General features: G+C 40.6%; 15 protein-coding genes and 1 pseudogene. 3 read left to right on the forward strand and 13 right to left on the reverse strand.

The genetic code is table 11. The features are described 5' to 3' along the window. Window positions 1-57 precede the first annotated feature (57 nt). From pcp to pxpB, 4 genes and pseudogenes are all read right to left on the reverse strand, one after another. On the reverse strand, window positions 58-726 hold the full coding sequence (gene pcp, locus H5090_RS03195; RefSeq protein WP_182695009.1) for a pyroglutamyl-peptidase I: 669 nt from the start codon (window positions 724-726) through the stop codon (window positions 58-60). Continuing rightward, window positions 719-999: pseudogene (locus H5090_RS03200) on the reverse strand (5-oxoproline transporter, DUF979 family subunit); the annotation flags it as partial. The gene pcp and the pseudogene H5090_RS03200, both read right to left, overlap by 8 nt. Before the next feature lie 44 nt (window positions 1,000-1,043). Further along, complete coding sequence (locus H5090_RS03205; protein ID WP_182695010.1) at window positions 1,044-1,970, reverse strand: biotin-dependent carboxyltransferase family protein; 927 nt, start codon at window positions 1,968-1,970, stop codon at window positions 1,044-1,046. Continuing rightward, window positions 1,963-2,628: a 5-oxoprolinase subunit PxpB gene (gene pxpB, locus H5090_RS03210; RefSeq protein WP_182695011.1), complete on the reverse strand. Its 666-nt coding sequence runs from the start codon at window positions 2,626-2,628 to the stop codon at window positions 1,963-1,965. The genes H5090_RS03205 and pxpB overlap by 8 nt, the downstream gene beginning before the upstream one ends. A gap of 248 nt (window positions 2,629-2,876) precedes the next feature. Here pxpB and msrA point away from each other — a divergent pair, with 248 nt between their 5' ends. Both msrA and H5090_RS03220 read left to right on the forward strand, forming a co-directional pair. Continuing rightward, a complete protein-coding gene (gene msrA / locus H5090_RS03215; RefSeq protein ID WP_182695012.1) occupies window positions 2,877-4,166 on the forward strand; it encodes a peptide-methionine (S)-S-oxide reductase MsrA in 1,290 nt (429 codons plus the stop codon). Between the two features lie 133 nt (window positions 4,167-4,299). Continuing rightward, entirely contained in the window at window positions 4,300-5,076 is a 777-nt protein-coding gene (locus H5090_RS03220) for an amino acid ABC transporter substrate-binding protein (protein ID WP_182695013.1), read from the forward strand. 876 nt (window positions 5,077-5,952) lie between these two features. Here H5090_RS03220 and H5090_RS03225 read toward each other — a convergent pair. The 9 genes from H5090_RS03225 to H5090_RS03265 all read right to left on the reverse strand — a co-directional run bounded on the left by H5090_RS03225 (window position 5,953) and on the right by H5090_RS03265 (window position 15,772). Beyond that, entirely contained in the window at window positions 5,953-6,834 is an 882-nt protein-coding gene (locus H5090_RS03225; protein ID WP_182694627.1) for a LysR family transcriptional regulator, read from the reverse strand. Between the two features lie 333 nt (window positions 6,835-7,167). Next, window positions 7,168-7,824, reverse strand: coding sequence for a CoA transferase subunit B (locus tag H5090_RS03230; RefSeq protein WP_039489749.1), 657 nt, complete (start codon window positions 7,822-7,824; stop codon window positions 7,168-7,170). Window positions 7,825-7,838: 14 nt separating this feature from the next. After that, window positions 7,839-8,537 (reverse strand): CoA transferase subunit A, encoded by a 699-nt coding sequence (locus tag H5090_RS03235; RefSeq protein WP_182695014.1) that lies wholly within the window; start codon window positions 8,535-8,537, stop codon window positions 7,839-7,841. A 261-nt stretch (window positions 8,538-8,798) separates the two neighbouring features. Further along, window positions 8,799-9,695: a hydroxymethylglutaryl-CoA lyase gene (locus H5090_RS03240; protein ID WP_182695015.1), complete on the reverse strand. Its 897-nt coding sequence runs from the start codon at window positions 9,693-9,695 to the stop codon at window positions 8,799-8,801. Next, window positions 9,695-11,698 (reverse strand): acetyl/propionyl/methylcrotonyl-CoA carboxylase subunit alpha, encoded by a 2,004-nt coding sequence (locus H5090_RS03245; protein WP_182695016.1) that lies wholly within the window; start codon window positions 11,696-11,698, stop codon window positions 9,695-9,697. Before H5090_RS03245 ends, H5090_RS03240 begins: the two co-directional genes overlap by 1 nt. Window positions 11,699-11,706: 8 nt before the next feature. Then, window positions 11,707-12,477 (reverse strand): enoyl-CoA hydratase/isomerase family protein, encoded by a 771-nt coding sequence (locus tag H5090_RS03250; protein WP_182695017.1) that lies wholly within the window; start codon window positions 12,475-12,477, stop codon window positions 11,707-11,709. A 12-nt stretch (window positions 12,478-12,489) separates the two neighbouring features. Further along, a complete protein-coding gene (locus H5090_RS03255) occupies window positions 12,490-14,097 on the reverse strand; it encodes a carboxyl transferase domain-containing protein (protein ID WP_182695018.1) in 1,608 nt (535 codons plus the stop codon). 10 nt (window positions 14,098-14,107) lie between these two features. After that, a complete protein-coding gene (locus H5090_RS03260; RefSeq protein ID WP_182695019.1) occupies window positions 14,108-15,283 on the reverse strand; it encodes an isovaleryl-CoA dehydrogenase in 1,176 nt (391 codons plus the stop codon). Between the two features lie 54 nt (window positions 15,284-15,337). Then, window positions 15,338-15,772, reverse strand: coding sequence for a MerR family DNA-binding transcriptional regulator (locus H5090_RS03265; RefSeq protein WP_008135264.1), 435 nt, complete (start codon window positions 15,770-15,772; stop codon window positions 15,338-15,340). Between the two features lie 330 nt (window positions 15,773-16,102). On the opposite strand from H5090_RS03265, the gene H5090_RS03270 reads away from it, so the two are divergent. Beyond that, on the forward strand, window positions 16,103-17,284 hold the full coding sequence (locus H5090_RS03270; RefSeq protein ID WP_182695020.1) for an acetyl-CoA C-acyltransferase: 1,182 nt from the start codon (window positions 16,103-16,105) through the stop codon (window positions 17,282-17,284). The last annotated feature ends 110 nt before the right edge of the window (window positions 17,285-17,394 follow it).

The following is a 17,394-nucleotide window of genomic DNA, read 5'->3' on the forward strand; positions in this document are numbered from 1 at the left end:
TTACAATTAATTAAGAATAATTTATGCACCAAGTTATATGTAACCGCACCAAAGTGGTCAATGCGTGGTGCCCGCTGCTATTTTTACGTCGTTATTATTGTTCAAAGCTTGTGCAATCATCACTTTTAGCGCGTTAATAACAGTGTCTTCACACATGCTTGGTGCGCCATTGTGGTGCACAGCTTGGCTTGGTAAATAAGGAATATGCACAAAGCCACCCTTCATTACAGCGTAGTGATCATTTATGTAATGCATAAGACCATACATAACGTGATTACACACATACGTACCTGCCGTATTGGAAATGGCAGCAGGTATATTGCTGTTGTGCAGTGCTTGTAACATACGCTTTATTGGCAAGTTAGTGAAATAGGCATCAGGGCCATTTTTTTCTATTGGTGAATCGACAGGTTGCTTACCTGCATTGTCTTTAATGCGTGCATCGTCAACGTTTATTGCAATACGCTCAATTGATATTTCGCTGCGCCCACCAGCTTGACCTATACATAAAACAACCGCCGGATTATGTGACTCAATGGCGTTTATAAGCTGACTAATAGACGTATTAAACTCATAGGCAAGTTCTAGTGTATATATTTTATGTTTCATGATGATAGTTTCATCAAGTTTTTGCACTGCTTGCCAAGAAGGATTGATAGTTTCGCTACCAAAAGGCGCAAAGCCGGTAATTAATACACACGCCATAGAAGAAGTTGATTTAGTCATTACACACCAAGCTATACATTAAAATAATATTAACGGCGAGTAAGGTAACTGCCGTCTGAATTTGAACCTTTATTACATGGTACTTATCTTTTAAGTCTAAAAGAGCTGTAGGAATAATATTTAATTTGCTGTCATAGGCGTCATTAACGTACCGCAATTGCCGCTATACATGCAGAGCGCAACTAATGGAGCAGGGCTTGCGCAATGACCTTCAATTAAAAATATACCTACACAATACAAAACAACCAGTATTAAACGATTATCAGGGCCAATAATTTAAGTCGAACATAGTTTTCCTATTTATTTTTAGAATATTTTTATAATGTATTTTTAAGTGCAAGGCTCAATTGATGTAAGTGTCCGTCAAGTTTCTGCTTCGCCTTTGCTGCTTCTTCAAACGTTACATATTTAAACTCAACAGTATCTAAAGGTCTAAACTGTGCAAATTGACGTAAGTCGGCTTCAATAACAGTCCCTAGCAGAGGGTAGCCCCCTGTAGTTTGGCCATCATTTAGTAACACAATTGGCTCTCCACTTGGTGGGAGTTGAATACTCCCAGGGCTTACCCCTAATGATGGCAAAGAGTGCGAATGCCCCAAATTATTCTTATGCTCAAGCCTTACACCCATTCGGTTACTATTATTGCTGACTTTAAAAGCGGTAGACACAAAGTTGCTAAGTAAAGTCTCGCCTAATAAGTCGGCATGAGGACTTGGATGCAGGCGTATAAGTTTGCGCTGGGCGGGAGCAATTGCGCCTATCTTTTTAAACTCTCCATAATAAGGAGTAATAGGTATTTTATCACCAGAGGTGAGAGATCTACCTTCAAAACCACCAAAACATGCGTTTAAATCTGTAGATTTAGAGCCCATAACCTCAGTATTTTGTATACCGCCTTTCACTGCTAAATAAGCTCTTAAGCCGGCTCTACCAGTAGCAAAGTTCAGTACTTGTTTGTTTTTTACTGCGTATGTCCAACCCGGATAAATTGAATATCCATCAAGGGTTGCTTGCAAATCTGCACCATGAAGCGCAATTACTGTGTCGCAGGTAAATTCCAGTTCGCACAAACCCACAGTTATTTCTAAAACGGCATCATTGTCGTTATTGTTAAGTAATCTATTAGCAATGATTTGTGCAATGGGGTCTAAGCTACCCGCTTTGCTTACACCTAAATGGCGGTAGCCCTCACGGCCAAAATCTTGAATTGTAAGTAATACACCACTTTTAAGTACTTTAATCATGATTTGCTCCTTTATTAACGTGCGGAACAAATTCAAGCGTATCGCCTGGTTGAATTAAACAAGGTTGCTCAGAGGTCGAATCAAACAAAGCAGTATCTGTATGACCTATTATATGCCAACCACCTGGGGTATCTGCGGGGTAAATGCCGGTTTGTGCAGCACCTATCGCAACAGAGCCTTTAGGAACTTTAATGCGTGGCTCATCACGTCTTGGTGTATGTAATTGCTCATTTAAGCCATGTAGGTAAGCAAAACCGGGCTGAAAGCCTAAAAATAAAACGTGGTACTTGGTTTTACTATGAATATTAATAACTTCATCGGCACTTAAATTATGATAGCGAGCCACGTAATTAATGTCCTCACCCTTGTATGTGGTTTTGATTAAGTGATGCTGCCCCTTAAAAGTACTCGTTTTAATATCATTCCACAGCGAAGGTAGCACTCGTAACCACTTATTTAAGTGTTTATCTGATTTTAAATAAAGAGTGAGCGAGTTCATGGCCGGCACCAAATCGCTAAATTCATCAGTGCTTTTACAGTGGCTAGCTAGAGCCCAAATTTTCTTTTGAATAGAGAGTATATCTGTAGCGTCTAAATGCGATGCATCAAACAGTAAACTACTGTTTGTTAATGCATAAATATGAGGAGCTGGCTTCATTAAATAAACCTATTTGTACAACATAATTTAAACGTAACACAGTTTTATTAATTTATTTACACCATTGCGACTAAGTGGTTATGTTTATTGCCCAACTTACTTTAAGAGTAGTTTTATATTCAATTAATCGTATTTAACTTATTGAAGACCAAAACTTAATACGCTTCGTACTAAATAAGTAATTAGGTTGAAATGAAAATTAGGATAAGGAGGTCTTAGTTAGCACGCACTTGTTTAAGAGGTACTTTATGAAACACCAGCATTTATTATATTTATCAGGCGCTGCTATTATATTTAGCGCAGGTAGCTTTGCTTTATCTATGGAAAAGGTTGAGCACAGTAATGTAGAAGCCACCATGCATGTAGAAACCATTGTACTTGGATCGGGTTGTTTTTGGGGAGCCGAAAAACGCTACGAAGCGCTTAATGGCGTTATTGATGCTGAATCGGGGTACGCTGACGGCAATGGCTTTAAAGCTACCTACAGAAACATTACTGATCAGTCTCGTCGTTTTGACGAGAACAATTATGCTGAAGTTGTACAAGTTATGTATAACAGCAATATAATTTCAGCAGAAGATCTCTTAAAAAACTATTTTGAAAGTCACGACCCTACGCAAAAAAATCGCCAAGGTAACGACATTGGTACGCAATACCGCTCAATTGTATTAACGACCACTGATGCGCAAGCTAAAGTAGCTGAGCAAGTTAAATCGCAATATCAGCAGCTTTTAACTGATGCGAGCTATGGCAAAATTGAAACAGTTATTAAACCGCTTCAAGGTTTTGTATCGGCAGAAGAGTATCATCAAAATTATTTAGAAAAGAACCCTAATGGCTATTGTCCCGATCACTCTACCGGTGTTGTTTTTAATAAAACACCTGTAGAAAAAGTAGATAACACGGCTTTATTAACAGGAAAACAAATCGTAGTCTTAGATTCACGTGAGTACTGCCCATACTGTGAAAAGTTTAAAAAAGCAGTCGCAAATGATTACAAAGGAACAATACCAATGTCGTTTCGCCATGCTGACCAACTTGATGATTTAACTATTAAGTCAGCCACGTGGGCAACACCAACCATTTTGTTTTTAGAAAATGGCGTTGAGGTATATGGCCGTCAAGGTTACGCAACGCCTGAAGAGTTTTATAAAGCATTAGGCGCTTTTAAATTAGGTAACAGTGATGCTTATAAAGTTGCATTTGATGCACGAACAGATAGACCTTACTGTAAAGAGTACAAAGAGTTTAAAAACACACCAGACGGTACTTTTGTTGATAAATTAAGTGGCGAGCCACTATTTGATACAAGCAATAGGTTTAACTCAGGTACTGGTTGGTTGTCCTTTACTCATCCTGTAAAAAACAACGTAACACAGCACGACGATAGCAGCTGGGGCATGACACGCATTGAGCTTCGCTCTAAAAGTACAGGCATACACTTAGGGCATTTATTTCCAGGTGAAGGTCCAAGAGGTCGCGATCGTTACTGTATTAATGCAACAGTCCTTGATTTTGTACCGAGAGATAAAAGCTAAACCCTTTCTTTACGTAGCCTGATTCTAATCAGGCTTTTTTTTGCATAAAACAAAATAGGCTTATCATAATCTTTGCAAATTTGTTAAAATTAAAGCGTGCAGCTAATTGTCAATAATATTACTTAGGTTATTAATGAATCAATTTATAAAAATAGCAACGCAGTTAATATATTTGCCATTCGCTTTACTGCTTTTAATAAACAACGCTAAATCAGCGACTCATTACGTAGTAGGCGTAGAGAATATAGAATACCTTCCATACTACGATGGTAGTGGGGCTGATAACCGCGACTATTATGGTTTTAGTCAAAAGTTACTTACCTTGTTTGCCCAGCAGCATGACTTTAAGTTTGAGTTTTACACACTACCTATTAATCGACTTTACAAAGAATTTGTGGAACATCGCCATGTCGACTTTAAGTATCCAGATAACCCTAGCTGGAAACCAAGCTACAAAGCTTCATTTATTGATGTAAATAAAATTATTTATTCGCAGCCAACCGTTGTGACTAAAACGGGCATTGCGAGTTTAAATAAAAATATCACTATTGATGAATGCATTAGTTTTGCAACGGTAAGAGGGTTTACGCCTCAAAGCTTTAAACCGTTAATGAATAATGAAAACGTTGAGTTAATAGAAACAGCTAACGTAATTGAATTAATAGAGTTGCTTTTAAAAGAGCGAGTGGAGTGTATTTACATATCTAACGATGTATTAAATTATAACCTCCAAAAATACTTTAAATTAACCCGACCTGTTTATTTTCAAAACGAATTGCCGACAGATTTACAAGCCTTTTTATTATCGTCGATTGACTACCCTGACATAATCAAGAAATTTAATACCTTCTTGATTTCACATAAAGTGCAAATAAGTAAATTAAAAAAAGAATATCAAATTAAAAATTAACTAAAAAAGCCCCGTAAGTTATAACTTACGGGGCTTTTAAAAGTATTAAACTTATATTGCATATCATGTGGTTTGCGCCAAAAATAAAAACAGTTCAAGCTAAGTCACCACCTAACTTGAACCATTTTTCACACTGACAACATCTTCACACACAATATAAAGATTCTGTTTGCTACGCTTAAGTAGCTTTGTTTTACATATCATGTGGTTTGAGCCAAGAATAAAAACAGTTCAAGCTAAGTCACCACCTAACTTGAACCATTTTTCACACTGACAACATCTTCACACACAATATAAAGATTCTGTTTACTACGCTTTGGTAGCTTTGTATTACATATCATGTGGTTTGTGCCAAAAATAAAAACAGTTCAAGCCAAGTCACCACCTAACTTGAACCGCTTTTTCACACTGACAACATCTTCACACACAATATAAAGATTCTGTTTACTACACGTTGGTAGCTTTGTATTGCATATCATGTGGTTTGCGCCAAAAATAAAAACAGTTCAAGCCAAGTCACCACCTAACTTGAACTGCTTTTTCACACTGACAACATCTTACACACACAATATAAGATTCTTTTCACTGCTACGTTTGAGTTACTAGAACTCTAAAGGTTGCATTTATTGCTCTTAAGAAACAATTTAACTAAGTTGTTTTGAGCTGATAAAGCAACTTTAATATTTAACTTTATTTTCGACAAACGATAAAAACAAAACCAATGAGTGAAAAAAATTAAACTATAGACTTTAGTCTAATGCATGGTGCTAAGTTTATGTATTTAATTAAAAAATTATTTAAATTTGCAGAGAGGTTTAGACGAGTTCAGTAATACAACATAGAGTAGGTTGTATTACTGAACTCGTCTAATAGGGATTATTCTTGGATTTTTCTAAACGTATTTACAACCCACTTCGCAAATAAATCAAGGGGGTGATTAGGCGTGTTTGATTCGTGCTGCACTAAATAGTATTTATCTTTAGTTGTTAAAGGCTGTTCGAATAACTTGTAAAGCCATTGCTCATCTAGCCAGCTTTGGCTAATAGGCAGTGGAATAAGTGCAATGCCCATGCCTTGCTGCGCTGCACGCGCTACACCAAACATGCTATCTATTTGAATAATCTGCGAAGGAGAAAAATCATCAATCCCTGCTTTTTCGGCCCACTGATGCCAAGCCCAAGGGCGAGCTTTGTGCAAGATTAGCGGAACTTGGTTAAGGGCTTGACGATGATCGTCCCTCCACTGATCGAGCAATTTTTTATTACATGCAGGAATATATTCAAGGTTAAACAACTCAGTCGCTAACCCTTCAGTAGGTTTACCAGAGGACAATACAATAGATAAATCGCTATGACGCGTTAATTCTTTGCGTGTTTTAAGCGTGTCCATTTGCAGGTTTATATTAGGGTGTTCTGAGGTCCACTCACTTAATTTAGGCATGAGTAGTTCGCTGGCAAAAAATTCAGGCAGGGTAATCGTCAAATTTGTATTTTGCTGCATCTGACTAAACTCATTAATGGTGCTCTCTAACATTGTGATGATAGGAGACACAGCATCAAAAAAGTTTTTACCCGCTGTGGTTAAGCTAATTGAACGCGTTTTACGTTGAAAAAGCTCAATACCAAGTTGTTCTTCAAGTTGTTTTATTTGATGGCTTACCGCAGACGGCGTTAAGTACAGCTCATTAGCTGCATGCTTAAAACTTAGGCTTCTTGCGGCAAAGCAAAAAGAGCGAAGGCCACGAATAGGAGTTTGCATGTTTTCCAGAATTATTTAATTTATTGAGACGCCTTACTTAGGCAAAATTTGAACCAACTATTTAATGTTTAAATATCAATAGGTTAAAAATAAAATTAACGCTAGTTCACAAAAAGGGTGCAGGCTATCCACAAAATAGTGCAAAGAATCTAAGCGCTTACATTTAGTTTATATTTGTATTATAGATAAAATTTACTACAGATGTATGAATGACGGTAAAAATAATGACAAAAGATAAAAAAAATCCCTCTTGCGAGGGATTTTGGGTAACTCAGCGCCATTGGCACTGGGAATGAGGTCGGTACAGGGTAAAGCGTTATTTTAAGCTAAAGCCTAAAAAACCATTTCTGGAACTTCACCGTCAACAAGTAATTTACCTGCTGTTTTACTAATGATTTCATCAACAGATACGCCCGGAGCACGTTCTAATAGATGAAATGCGCCGTCTTTAACTTCTAATACGGCTAAATCTGTCACTATTTTTTTAACGCAATTAACGCCAGTAAGCGGTAAAGAGCAGGCTTCTAATAGTTTAGAGTCACCATGCTTACTTGCATGGGTCATAGTAACAATAATGTTTTTCGCGCCAGCGACTAAATCCATCGCGCCACCCATGCCTTTAATCAGCTTTTTAGGGATCATCCACGATGCGATGTTGCCGTTCTGGTCAACTTCAAATGCACCCAGAACGGTTAAGTCTACATGACCACCCCGTATCATGGCAAAACTATCTGCACTATTAAATATGGCTGCACCTGTGGCTGCTGTCACGGTTTCTTTACCCGCGTTAATCATATCGGCGTCTAGCTCTGCTTTAGTTGGGTACGGGCCCATGCCTAAAAGGCCATTTTCGGACTGTAACATAACTTCAATATCATCTGGTACATAGTTTGCGACGAGTGTCGGAATTCCTATGCCCAAATTTACGTAGTAACCATCTTGAAGTTCTTGTGCAACGCGCATTGCAACTTGTTCACGTGATAATGCCATAATTTTGCTCCTGCTTAATCTCGTGTTGTTACACGTTCAATGCGTTTTTCAAAGCTGCCTTTAATAACGCGATTTACAAAAATACCCGGGGTATGAATTTGGCTTGGTTCAAGCTCACCCGGCTCTACAATTTCTTCTACTTCGGCAACGGTAATTTTGCCCGCTGTTGCCGCCATTGGATTAAAGTTCATGGCGGTGTGTCTAAACACTAAATTACCAAAGCGGTCGGCTTTCCACGCTTTAACAATGGCAAATTCACCTGTTATAGATTCTTCTAAAATATACGGGCGACCATTAAACTCTCTTACGTCTTTGCCTTCAGCAACTGGAGTACCGTAACCGGTTGCGGTGTAAAACGCAGGTATACCCGCGCCACCAGCACGCATTTTTTCAGCTAGTGTACCTTGAGGCGTAAGCTCTACATCAATTTCGCCACTTAATAACTGCTGCTCGAATAGGGCATTTTCGCCAACGTACGAGGCAACTACTTTTTTAATTTGTTTGTCTTGTAATAAAATACCTAAACCAAAGTCATCAACACCACAGTTATTAGATACTACGGTTAAGTTTTTTGTTTGCATGTGCTTAATTTGTTTAATTAAGCCCTCAGGAATACCACATAAACCAAAACCACCGGCAATAATGGTATCGCCGTCTTTTAATCCTTCCATTGCAGCTTCGTAACTAGAAACTACCTTATCAAAACCGGCCATGAGTCTCTCCTCATTGTGTGCTATTTGTTGTTAACTATCTTTAATCATCATTTCATAAGATAGCTATTTAACCTGAACTCTGGTTAATAGATTTACTAACATATGAATCAGGGTGATATTTAAATTTATTTTCTCTAGCCAGAGATTTTCAGTGAAAACAAGGCGAATTTACGCGTCAATAGCTGGCCTATTGCAAGTAAATTCAACGCAGTTAGTGCTGAAAATAGCTGCTCGAGATAGATTTATTATCCAGAGCTCAGGTTATTTTGTGTGCAGTGCCACAGATACTTTGCTCACAGGTTGCTTACCAAGTGCTTTGGTTATTTCCCAGCCAGCGTCACTTAACCTTTGTAAATCAATTGAGTGTTCAATGCCAAGCCCTTGCAGTAAGTAAACTACATCTTCGGTGGCAACATTTCCTGACGCCCCCTTAGCATAAGGACAGCCACCAAGGCCCGCGACTGCCGCGTCAACCGTTGCAATACCTAGGCTTAAAGCTGCGTAAATATTTGTGAGCGCTTGGCCGTATGTATCATGAAAATGCACGGCCAACTTGGCTTTATCAACGTGCGTTAAAAGTAACTCGATTAATTGCGTTACTTTTTTAGCGGTGCCAACACCTATGGTATCGCCAAGGCTTACTTCGTAACAGCCTAAATCTAATAGCTTTTGCGATACCTTAAGTACTACTTGCGGGTCAATCTCCCCCTCGTATGGGCAACCGAGTACACAGCTTACATAACCACGTACACGAATATTATTCGCTTTAGCAAACGCTATTACTTCGCTAAAGCGTTCAATACTTTCGTCTATTGAGCAGTTGATATTTTTTTGACAAAACGACTCACTCGCAGCTGTAAATATAGCAAATTCTTTAATGCCAACAGCGTGCGCTGCTTGTGCACCTTTTAAGTTAGGTGTAAGGGCGCTTAAATTTACATTGGGTAAATCAAGGGCTGATATTACATCCGCTGAGTCTGCCATTTGCGGCACCCACTTAGGGGAGACAAACGCGCCCGCTTCAATATCTTTTAAACCTGCAGCACTTAGGGCGTTAATAAGCGCTACTTTATCGGCTGTGCTTACTGTCTTTTCGTTTTGTAGGCCGTCTCGCGCGCCAACTTCAACAATACGTACTTTATTTGGAAAGGCACTCATTATGCACCTTCCTCTGTTGTATCTTCGACAATAGCAAGTAAGGCTCCATGCGTTACTAATTCGCCTTCACCAAAACAGTAGCTTCTTAAAATGCCGTCGTGTGGTGCGTTAAGCGTGTATTCCATTTTCATGGCTTCGATAATAACAACCGCATCGCCTTTGGTAATTGTGCTACCAATGTCGATTAAGTGCTTAACTACTGTGCCATTAAGCGGCGCGGCAAGTGGCAAAGCTTCGCTTTCGTGCGAACTAATATAATGTTTATCAACTAGTTCAAGCTTAGTTTGCAGTGCTTTATTCATAACAGTGACAATATTGCCCGCAGTACTATTACCAACCGTAGTTACGTGCGCGCTATGTTTTTCACCATTAATAAATACAGTGCACAGATTATTATTTAATGTGCCTTGTAGTTTAAATACATGCTCGTTATGCGTAATATTATAGCCCGCTGTCGTTTTTATAGCGCTTAGCTGTAAATCGGCAAAAGGGACTTTAATTGCTTGTGGTGCATTGAGTGTAAAACCACTCAGTTGTTGCCACGGGCTTGCACTGTATTGCGCATTTTGGGTGTTAGTTAGCGATTCTAAATAGGCAAAAGCACCAATAAGTTGGCTTGCTTGCAACAGTTGCTCATCAACCGCAACTAACGAATCACCCTGCTCAGCAATAAAGTGTGTGCTTGGCGCACCTTGTTTAAACGTAGGGTGGCTTGCTAAATTATGTAAAAAGCCAATGTTAGTGCTAAAACCTGCTAAATGAAATTGCTCAAGGGCTTGTTGTAAGCGGCTCAGTGCTTGTTCGCGATTGTCGTCATGCACAATAAGTTTTGCAATCATCGGATCGTAAAACGGGCTAATTTCGTCGCCTTGTGCAATGCCTGTATCAATGCGTACAAATTCACTGTTAAGGGGTGTGTGTAGTGCTTCAATAGTGCCCGAGCACGGAATAAAGTCGTTGGCTGGATCTTCTGCGTATATACGCGCTTCAAAGCTATGACCCTGCAATTGAATATTACTTTGTGTCATTGGCAATGTTTGCCCACCCGCAATATTAATTTGCCAATTGACTAAATCTACACCGGTTACCATTTCGGTCACTGGGTGTTCTACTTGAAGGCGCGTATTCATTTCCATAAAGAAAAATTCATCGCCACAAAGTAAAAACTCAACCGTACCTGCGCCTCTATAATTTATAGCCAGTGCACAACGTACAGCGGCTTCGCCCATTTCTTTGCGTAGTGCGTCAGATAAACCCGGAGCAGGGGCTTCTTCAATTACTTTTTGATGACGACGTTGCAAAGAACAATCACGATCGCCTAAATAAACACAGTTACCGTAGTTATCTGCAAATACTTGCACTTCTACATGGCGAGGTTGGTTTACATAGCGCTCTAATAACACTAAGTCGTTACCAAAACCGGCAATCGCTTCACGTTGCGCACCTTGTAGTGCGCTCATAAAGTCTTGTGCTTTTTCAACCACACGCATGCCTTTACCACCGCCACCAAAGGCCGCTTTAATGAGTACAGGGTAGCCAATTTTTTCAGCTTCACTTTGTAAAAAAGCAGGGTCTTGCTTATCACCGTAATAACCAGGCACTAACGGTACATTAGCAGCTGCCATTATTTCTTTAGCGCGGGTTTTAGACCCCATTGCTTCAATGCTACTTGCTGGTGGCCCTATAAAAGCAATGTTATTAGCTTCGCAGGCTTTAGCAAATTCGCTGTTCTCAGATAAAAAACCATAGCCTGGGTGAATACAGTCAGCGCCGCAGTCTTTGGCAACTTGTAAAATTTTGTCTGCTACTAAATACGAATCTTTACTTGGCGCGGCACCAATATGGTAAGCCTCGTCAGCCATTTTTACGTGCTGGGCATGTTTGTCTGCATCAGAATAAACCGCGACCGTGGTTAAGCCCATTTGTTTTGCGCTGCGCATTACACGGCACGCAATTTCTCCACGATTGGCAATCAGTATTTTTTGTAATCGTTGTGTGTTCATAATCAATCCTACAGTTGCCAAGCGGGTGGGCGTTTATCAAAAAAAGCACTTAGCCCTTCTTGACCTTCTTCAGATACGCGAATTTTTGCAATACGCTCTGCGGTAAGCTCAATGAGTTCATCGGTTATTGGTTTATTTGCTACATCGTTAATTAATGCTTTTGCGGCTTTTACTGCAACAGGTCCGTTATCAATCAGTGTTTGCAGCATATTATCGAGCGCACAGTCTAAATTACCGGTTACTTGATGAATTAAGCCAAGTTGCTTAGCAGTATGTGCATCAAACACTTCAGCCGTTAAAAAGTACCTGCGAGCAGCGCGCTCACCAATAGCTTTAATAACGTATGGACTAATAACCGCCGGAATAAGACCCAGTTTTACTTCACTTAAACAAAATTGTGCATCGTCTTTACTAAGGGCTATGTCGCAACAGGCTATTAAGCCCAGAGCACCACCAAAAGCGGCACCTTGCACAGCACAAATTGTAGGATGCGGGGAGCTTGCCAATACCTGCATTAATTTAGCTAATTGCATTGAATCAGCTAGGTTATCGGTGTAATTGTTATCAGCCATTGATTTCATCCAGGCTAAATCGGCGCCTGCTGAAAAGTGTTGACCCTCTGTTTTTAAAACCAAAGCACGAATATCAAGCGTATTTGCATGTTCAATACACTGGATCAGCTCATGTATTACTTCGCTGTTAAATGCGTTTCTTTTTTCTGGGCGACTTAACACAAGTACAGCCACATTAGATTTTGTAATTTGTAGTGTTACTGACATTTTGCGCTCCGGTTACATTCTAAATACGCCAAATTTCGAATCACGTTTTGGTGCGTTATTTGCAGCTGTTAACGCAAGACCTAATACATTACGCGTGTCAGCAGGGTCTATAATGCCGTCATCCCACAAGCGTGCGCTGGCGTAATACGGATGACCTTGCTGTTCGTACTGATCAATAATTGGCTTTTTAAAATCACTGATTTCTTGCTCGCTCATGCTTTGGCCTTTGCGTGCTAAACCATCTTGTTTAACTTGCGCCATTACACCGGCTGCTTGCTCGCCGCCCATTACCGAAATACGGGCATTAGGCCACATCCACATCATGGTTGGTTCAAATGCACGGCCACACATCCCGTAGTTACCTGCGCCGTAAGAGCCGCCAATAAGTACTGTGAATTTAGGCACATCAGCACACGAAACCGCCATCACCATTTTAGCGCCGTGCTTAGCAATACCTTCGGCTTCGTATTTTTTACCCACCATAAAGCCGGTAATATTTTGTAAAAATACTAAAGGAATATTGCGCTGAGCACACAGCTGAATAAAGTGCGCGCCTTTTTGCGCCGACTCACTAAATAAAATACCGTTATTAGCTACTATGCCAACAGGATTGCCGTAAATACTGGCAAAGCCGGTGACCAGCGTTTCACCAAAGTAACGTTTAAATTCATCAAATGATGAGTCGTCCACTGTGCGCGCTATTACTTCGCGTACATCAAATGGCTTTTTAAGGTCGGTGCCCACAATGCCGTAAAGCTCGTTTATATCGTAACGGGGTGGTTTTACATCATCTAGAAGAGGGGCCGTAGGGCGTGTATAATTAATACGCTCAATACATTGGCGCGCAATAGACAGCGCATGGGCGTCGTTTTCAGCGTAGTGATCGGCAACACCCGAAATTTTACAGTGCACATCGGCGCCGCCTAGTTCTTCGGCGGTTACTTCTTCGCCGGTTGCTGCTTTTACAAGGGGCGGACCTGCTAAAAATATAGTGCCTTGATCTTTTACAATAATACTTTCATCTGCCATTGCAGGTACGTACGCACCACCTGCGGTACATAAGCCCATTACCACGGCAATTTGTGGGATACCTTTACCCGACATACGGGCTTGATTGTAAAAAATACGACCAAAATGCAACTTATCTGGAAATACATCGTCTTGCTCAGGCAGGTTAGCACCGCCGGAATCCACCAAATAAATACACGGTAAGTGGCAGCGCTCTGCGATGTCTTGTGCGCGTAAATGCTTTTTAACGGTAAGCGGAAAATATGTACCGCCTTTAACCGTGGCATCGTTTGCAATAATCATGCATTCAACGCCTTTAACACGGCCAATACCGGCTACAACGCCTGCACAAGGTATTGCTTGTTCGTACACACCAAAGGCAGCAAATTGCGAAATTTCTAAAAACGGTGAGCCTTCGTCAATTAATGTATTTATGCGGTCGCGTACAAATAATTTACCACGGCCTTCGTGGCGCTCTTTTAATGCAGCGCCTCCGCCTTGGCTAATTGTGGCTACTTTACTACGTAAATCATCCACCAGCGCTGACATATTTTTATGGTTTTGCACAAACGTTGGGTCGTGAGGATTAACGCTCGATTTTAAAATAGTCATGGTTTAATCCTTAACGGCTTTCTGTGAAAAGTTCGCGGCCAATAAGCATGCGGCGAATTTCGGATGTACCTGCACCAATTTCGTATAATTTAGCGTCACGAAGAAGACGACCCGTTGCGTATTCGTTTATGTAGCCATTGCCACCTAAAATTTGAATTGCATCTAGCGCCATTTTAGTTGCAAGCTCTGCGGCGTATAAAATGGCACCGGCGGCATCTTTACGGGTGGTTTCGCCTCGGTCACACGCTTTAGCTACCGTGTATACGTATGAGCGCGCAGCATTCATTTGTGTATACATGTCGGCTATTTTGCCTTGAATTAACTGAAATTGACCAATAGGGGTATCAAACTGTTTACGCTCATGAATATACGGTACCACTATGTCCATACATGCTTGCATTATGCCAAGCGGGCCCGCTGCAAGTACTACGCGTTCGTAATCAAGGCCACTCATGAGTACTTTAACGCCTTCGTTTAAGTTACCTAAAATGTTTTCCTCGGGTACTTCGCAGTTTTCAAATACTAGCTCACAGGTATTTGAGCCGCGCATGCCCAGTTTGTCGAGCTTTTGCGCCGTTGAAAAACCAGGAAAGTCACTTTCAACAATAAACGCGGTAATGCCTTTAGCGCCGGCATCTAAATCTGTTTTAGCGTAAATAACTAACGTGTGTGCATCTGGGCCATTGGTGATCCACATTTTATTACCGTTTAAAATGTACTTATCTCCTTTTTTTTCGGCTTTGAGTTTCATCGATACAACGTCAGAACCCGCATTAGGCTCGCTCATTGCAAGGGCACCAATGTGCTCACCACTAATAAGCTTAGGTAAGTATTTTTCTTTTTGAGCTTGTGACCCGTTACGGTTAATTTGATTAACGCACAGGTTTGAATGTGCTCCATAGCTTAACCCTATAGAGGCACTGGCACGGCTAATTTCTTCCATAGCAATAACATGTTCTAAGTAACCTAAACCGGCGCCGCCAAGTTCTTCAGATACGGTCATACCTAGTACGCCCATTTCGCCCATTTGAGTCCAAAGTTGATTTGGAAAGGCGTTATCTAAGTCCGTTTTTTCAGCAAGCGGGGCAATCTCCTGACTCGCAAAACTGTTTACGTGGTCGCGGATCATATCGGCGGTTTCGCCAAGGCCAAAGTTCATTTCTTTATATAGTGAAATAGTGCTCATGATTCATTCCTGTGTGACGTGTGTTGTCAGTGTGTTTTTATTTTAAAAATAAACTTACTCGTCTATTTTATTAAGCGTGTCTCTGCAGCGGCGCTCGGCCGTCACCAACTCCATAAGAACAACTTTAATGTCGTCCATTTGTTGAGATAGGTCTGCTTTTTTTTCTGAAATAAGGTCAAGCATAGTAACCAACTGCTTAGCGCTTGATTTATCTGCGTCGTACAGTTCAAACAAACGACCGGTTTCGGCCAATGTAAAGCCAAGGCGCTTACCACGTAATATTAGTTTTAAACGCACTTTATCGCGTTTTGAATAAATACGGGTTTGACCATTACGTTCTGGAGTTATTAACCCTTGGTCTTCGTAAAAGCGAATAGAGCGGGTTGTAATGTCAAATTCTTTAGCGAGTTCGCTAATGCTAAATGTTTGTTCATTACTGGCCGGCATTTTGGCTGAGCTTGCAAAGTTTGTTTGATTATCTGGTTTCATAATTGTATTTACCTCATTCGAATAACCCCAATATAAGTGAAGTTTACGTAAAGGTAAAGCTTGGTGTGATTTGAAACTATTTATAAAGGGATATTTAAGTGAGGTGTTGATTTATATTATTAATATTCAATGGGTTGTTTTTATTTTGTCAGTGTAGTCTAACCGATGGAAAATAATCATTACACTTATAAAACTAAAAATTAAGCTGTTTTTAGTTGACGTTGGCGTAAACGTTAGTATTGTGTAAGGGTATTAAATAATAAATGAATACTAAATTAATAGAGCAAATATACTAACAACTATTTGCATATAAATACAATGGAGTTAGTTATGACTTTAGAATCAGTGGTAATTGTAGCAGCAAAACGCACCCCAATGGGTGGTTTTATGGGAGCGTTAAGTGATGCGCAGTCTACCGAGCTTGGCGCTACCGCCATTGCAAGTGTACTCACACAAACTGGTTTAGCTAATGATGCAATAGACGAAGTAATTATGGGCTGTGTATTACCAGCAGGGCTTGGACAAGCACCTGCACGCCAAGCAATGTTAAAAGCAGGCCTTGCACTTAGCACTGGCGCTACAACAATTAACAAAGTATGTGGCTCTGGTTTAAAAGCAGCCATGCTTGCAAACGATTTAATTAAAGCGGGCTCAATTCAATCTGCTATTGCTGGTGGCATGGAGAGCATGACAAATGCACCGTACTTTATACCAAAAGCGCGTGGCGGTATGCGCATGGGACATGGCGAAATAAAAGATCACATGATGAGCGATGGCCTTGAAGACGCTTACGACAACAAAGCAATGGGTTGTTTTGCACAAGACACCGCCGACGAATACGGCATTGGTCGCGAGCAAATGGATGCGTTTGCATTAGGCTCATTAAGTAAAGCAAAAGCAGCAATACAAAATGGTAGCTTTGATAACGAAGTTGCACCCCATACAATGCAAACACGCAAAGGCGATGTAACAGTATCGATTGATGAGCAACCAGGTAACGCCCGCCCAGAAAAAATCCCTACCTTACGTGCAGCTTTTAAAAAAGACGGCACTATTACAGCGGCTAATTCATCGTCAATTTCAGATGGTGGCGCAGCGCTTATATTAATGAGCGAATCAAAAGCAAAAGAGCAGGGCTTAACACCGCTTTGTAAAATTGTAGCGCACTGCACGCATTCTCAAAAACCAAGTGAATTTACAGTAGCGCCAGTAGGGGCTATGAACAGCGTGCTTGAAAAAGCAGGTTGGGCTGTAAACGATGTTGATCTTTGGGAAATTAACGAAGCATTTGCCATGGTAACCATGCTGGCTATTAACGAGTTAAAACTTGATGAAAGCAAAGTAAACGTTAACGGCGGTGCATGTGCATTGGGTCATCCAATTGGTGCAAGCGGCGCGCGTATTTTAGTAACGCTTATTCATGCCCTTAAAAACCGAGGCCTTAAAAAAGGCATTGCGTCTTTATGTATTGGTGGCGGTGAAGCGGTTGCTATGGCCGTAGAAGCGTATTAACTAGGTATTAAATAGTTATAAGAAAGCTGTACGAATAACTATAAAAGCGCTGCACTAATAATACTAACAAAGCGGCGCTACCAATTTTAAAAGAGAACACACAACTCACA

Source organism: Pseudoalteromonas sp. SR43-5 (assembly GCF_014163835.1).
GTDB classification, from domain to species: Bacteria; Pseudomonadota; Gammaproteobacteria; order Enterobacterales; family Alteromonadaceae; genus Pseudoalteromonas; species Pseudoalteromonas distincta.

What these genes read in the sequence shown, in the direction of transcription:
- H5090_RS03265 (WP_008135264.1), bottom strand. Translation starts at nt 15,772, where the DNA reads ATGAAACCAGATAATCAAACAAACTTTGCAAGCTCAGCCAAAATGCCG.
- msrA (WP_182695012.1), top strand. Translation starts at nt 2,877, where the DNA reads ATGAAACACCAGCATTTATTATATTTATCAGGCGCTGCTATTATATTT.
- H5090_RS03255 (WP_182695018.1), bottom strand. Translation starts at nt 14,097, where the DNA reads ATGACTATTTTAAAATCGAGCGTTAATCCTCACGACCCAACGTTTGTG.
- H5090_RS03260 (WP_182695019.1), bottom strand. Translation starts at nt 15,283, where the DNA reads ATGAGCACTATTTCACTATATAAAGAAATGAACTTTGGCCTTGGCGAA.
- H5090_RS03235 (WP_182695014.1), bottom strand. Translation starts at nt 8,537, where the DNA reads ATGGCCGGTTTTGATAAGGTAGTTTCTAGTTACGAAGCTGCAATGGAA.
- H5090_RS03250 (WP_182695017.1), bottom strand. Translation starts at nt 12,477, where the DNA reads ATGTCAGTAACACTACAAATTACAAAATCTAATGTGGCTGTACTTGTG.
- H5090_RS03220 (WP_182695013.1), top strand. Translation starts at nt 4,300, where the DNA reads ATGAATCAATTTATAAAAATAGCAACGCAGTTAATATATTTGCCATTC.
- H5090_RS03225 (WP_182694627.1), bottom strand. Translation starts at nt 6,834, where the DNA reads ATGCAAACTCCTATTCGTGGCCTTCGCTCTTTTTGCTTTGCCGCAAGA.
- H5090_RS03205 (WP_182695010.1), bottom strand. Translation starts at nt 1,970, where the DNA reads ATGATTAAAGTACTTAAAAGTGGTGTATTACTTACAATTCAAGATTTT.
- pcp (WP_182695009.1), bottom strand. Translation starts at nt 726, where the DNA reads ATGACTAAATCAACTTCTTCTATGGCGTGTGTATTAATTACCGGCTTT.
- H5090_RS03245 (WP_182695016.1), bottom strand. Translation starts at nt 11,698, where the DNA reads ATGAACACACAACGATTACAAAAAATACTGATTGCCAATCGTGGAGAA.
- H5090_RS03240 (WP_182695015.1), bottom strand. Translation starts at nt 9,695, where the DNA reads ATGAGTGCCTTTCCAAATAAAGTACGTATTGTTGAAGTTGGCGCGCGA.
- H5090_RS03230 (WP_039489749.1), bottom strand. Translation starts at nt 7,824, where the DNA reads ATGGCATTATCACGTGAACAAGTTGCAATGCGCGTTGCACAAGAACTT.
- H5090_RS03270 (WP_182695020.1), top strand. Translation starts at nt 16,103, where the DNA reads ATGACTTTAGAATCAGTGGTAATTGTAGCAGCAAAACGCACCCCAATG.
- pxpB (WP_182695011.1), bottom strand. Translation starts at nt 2,628, where the DNA reads ATGAAGCCAGCTCCTCATATTTATGCATTAACAAACAGTAGTTTACTG.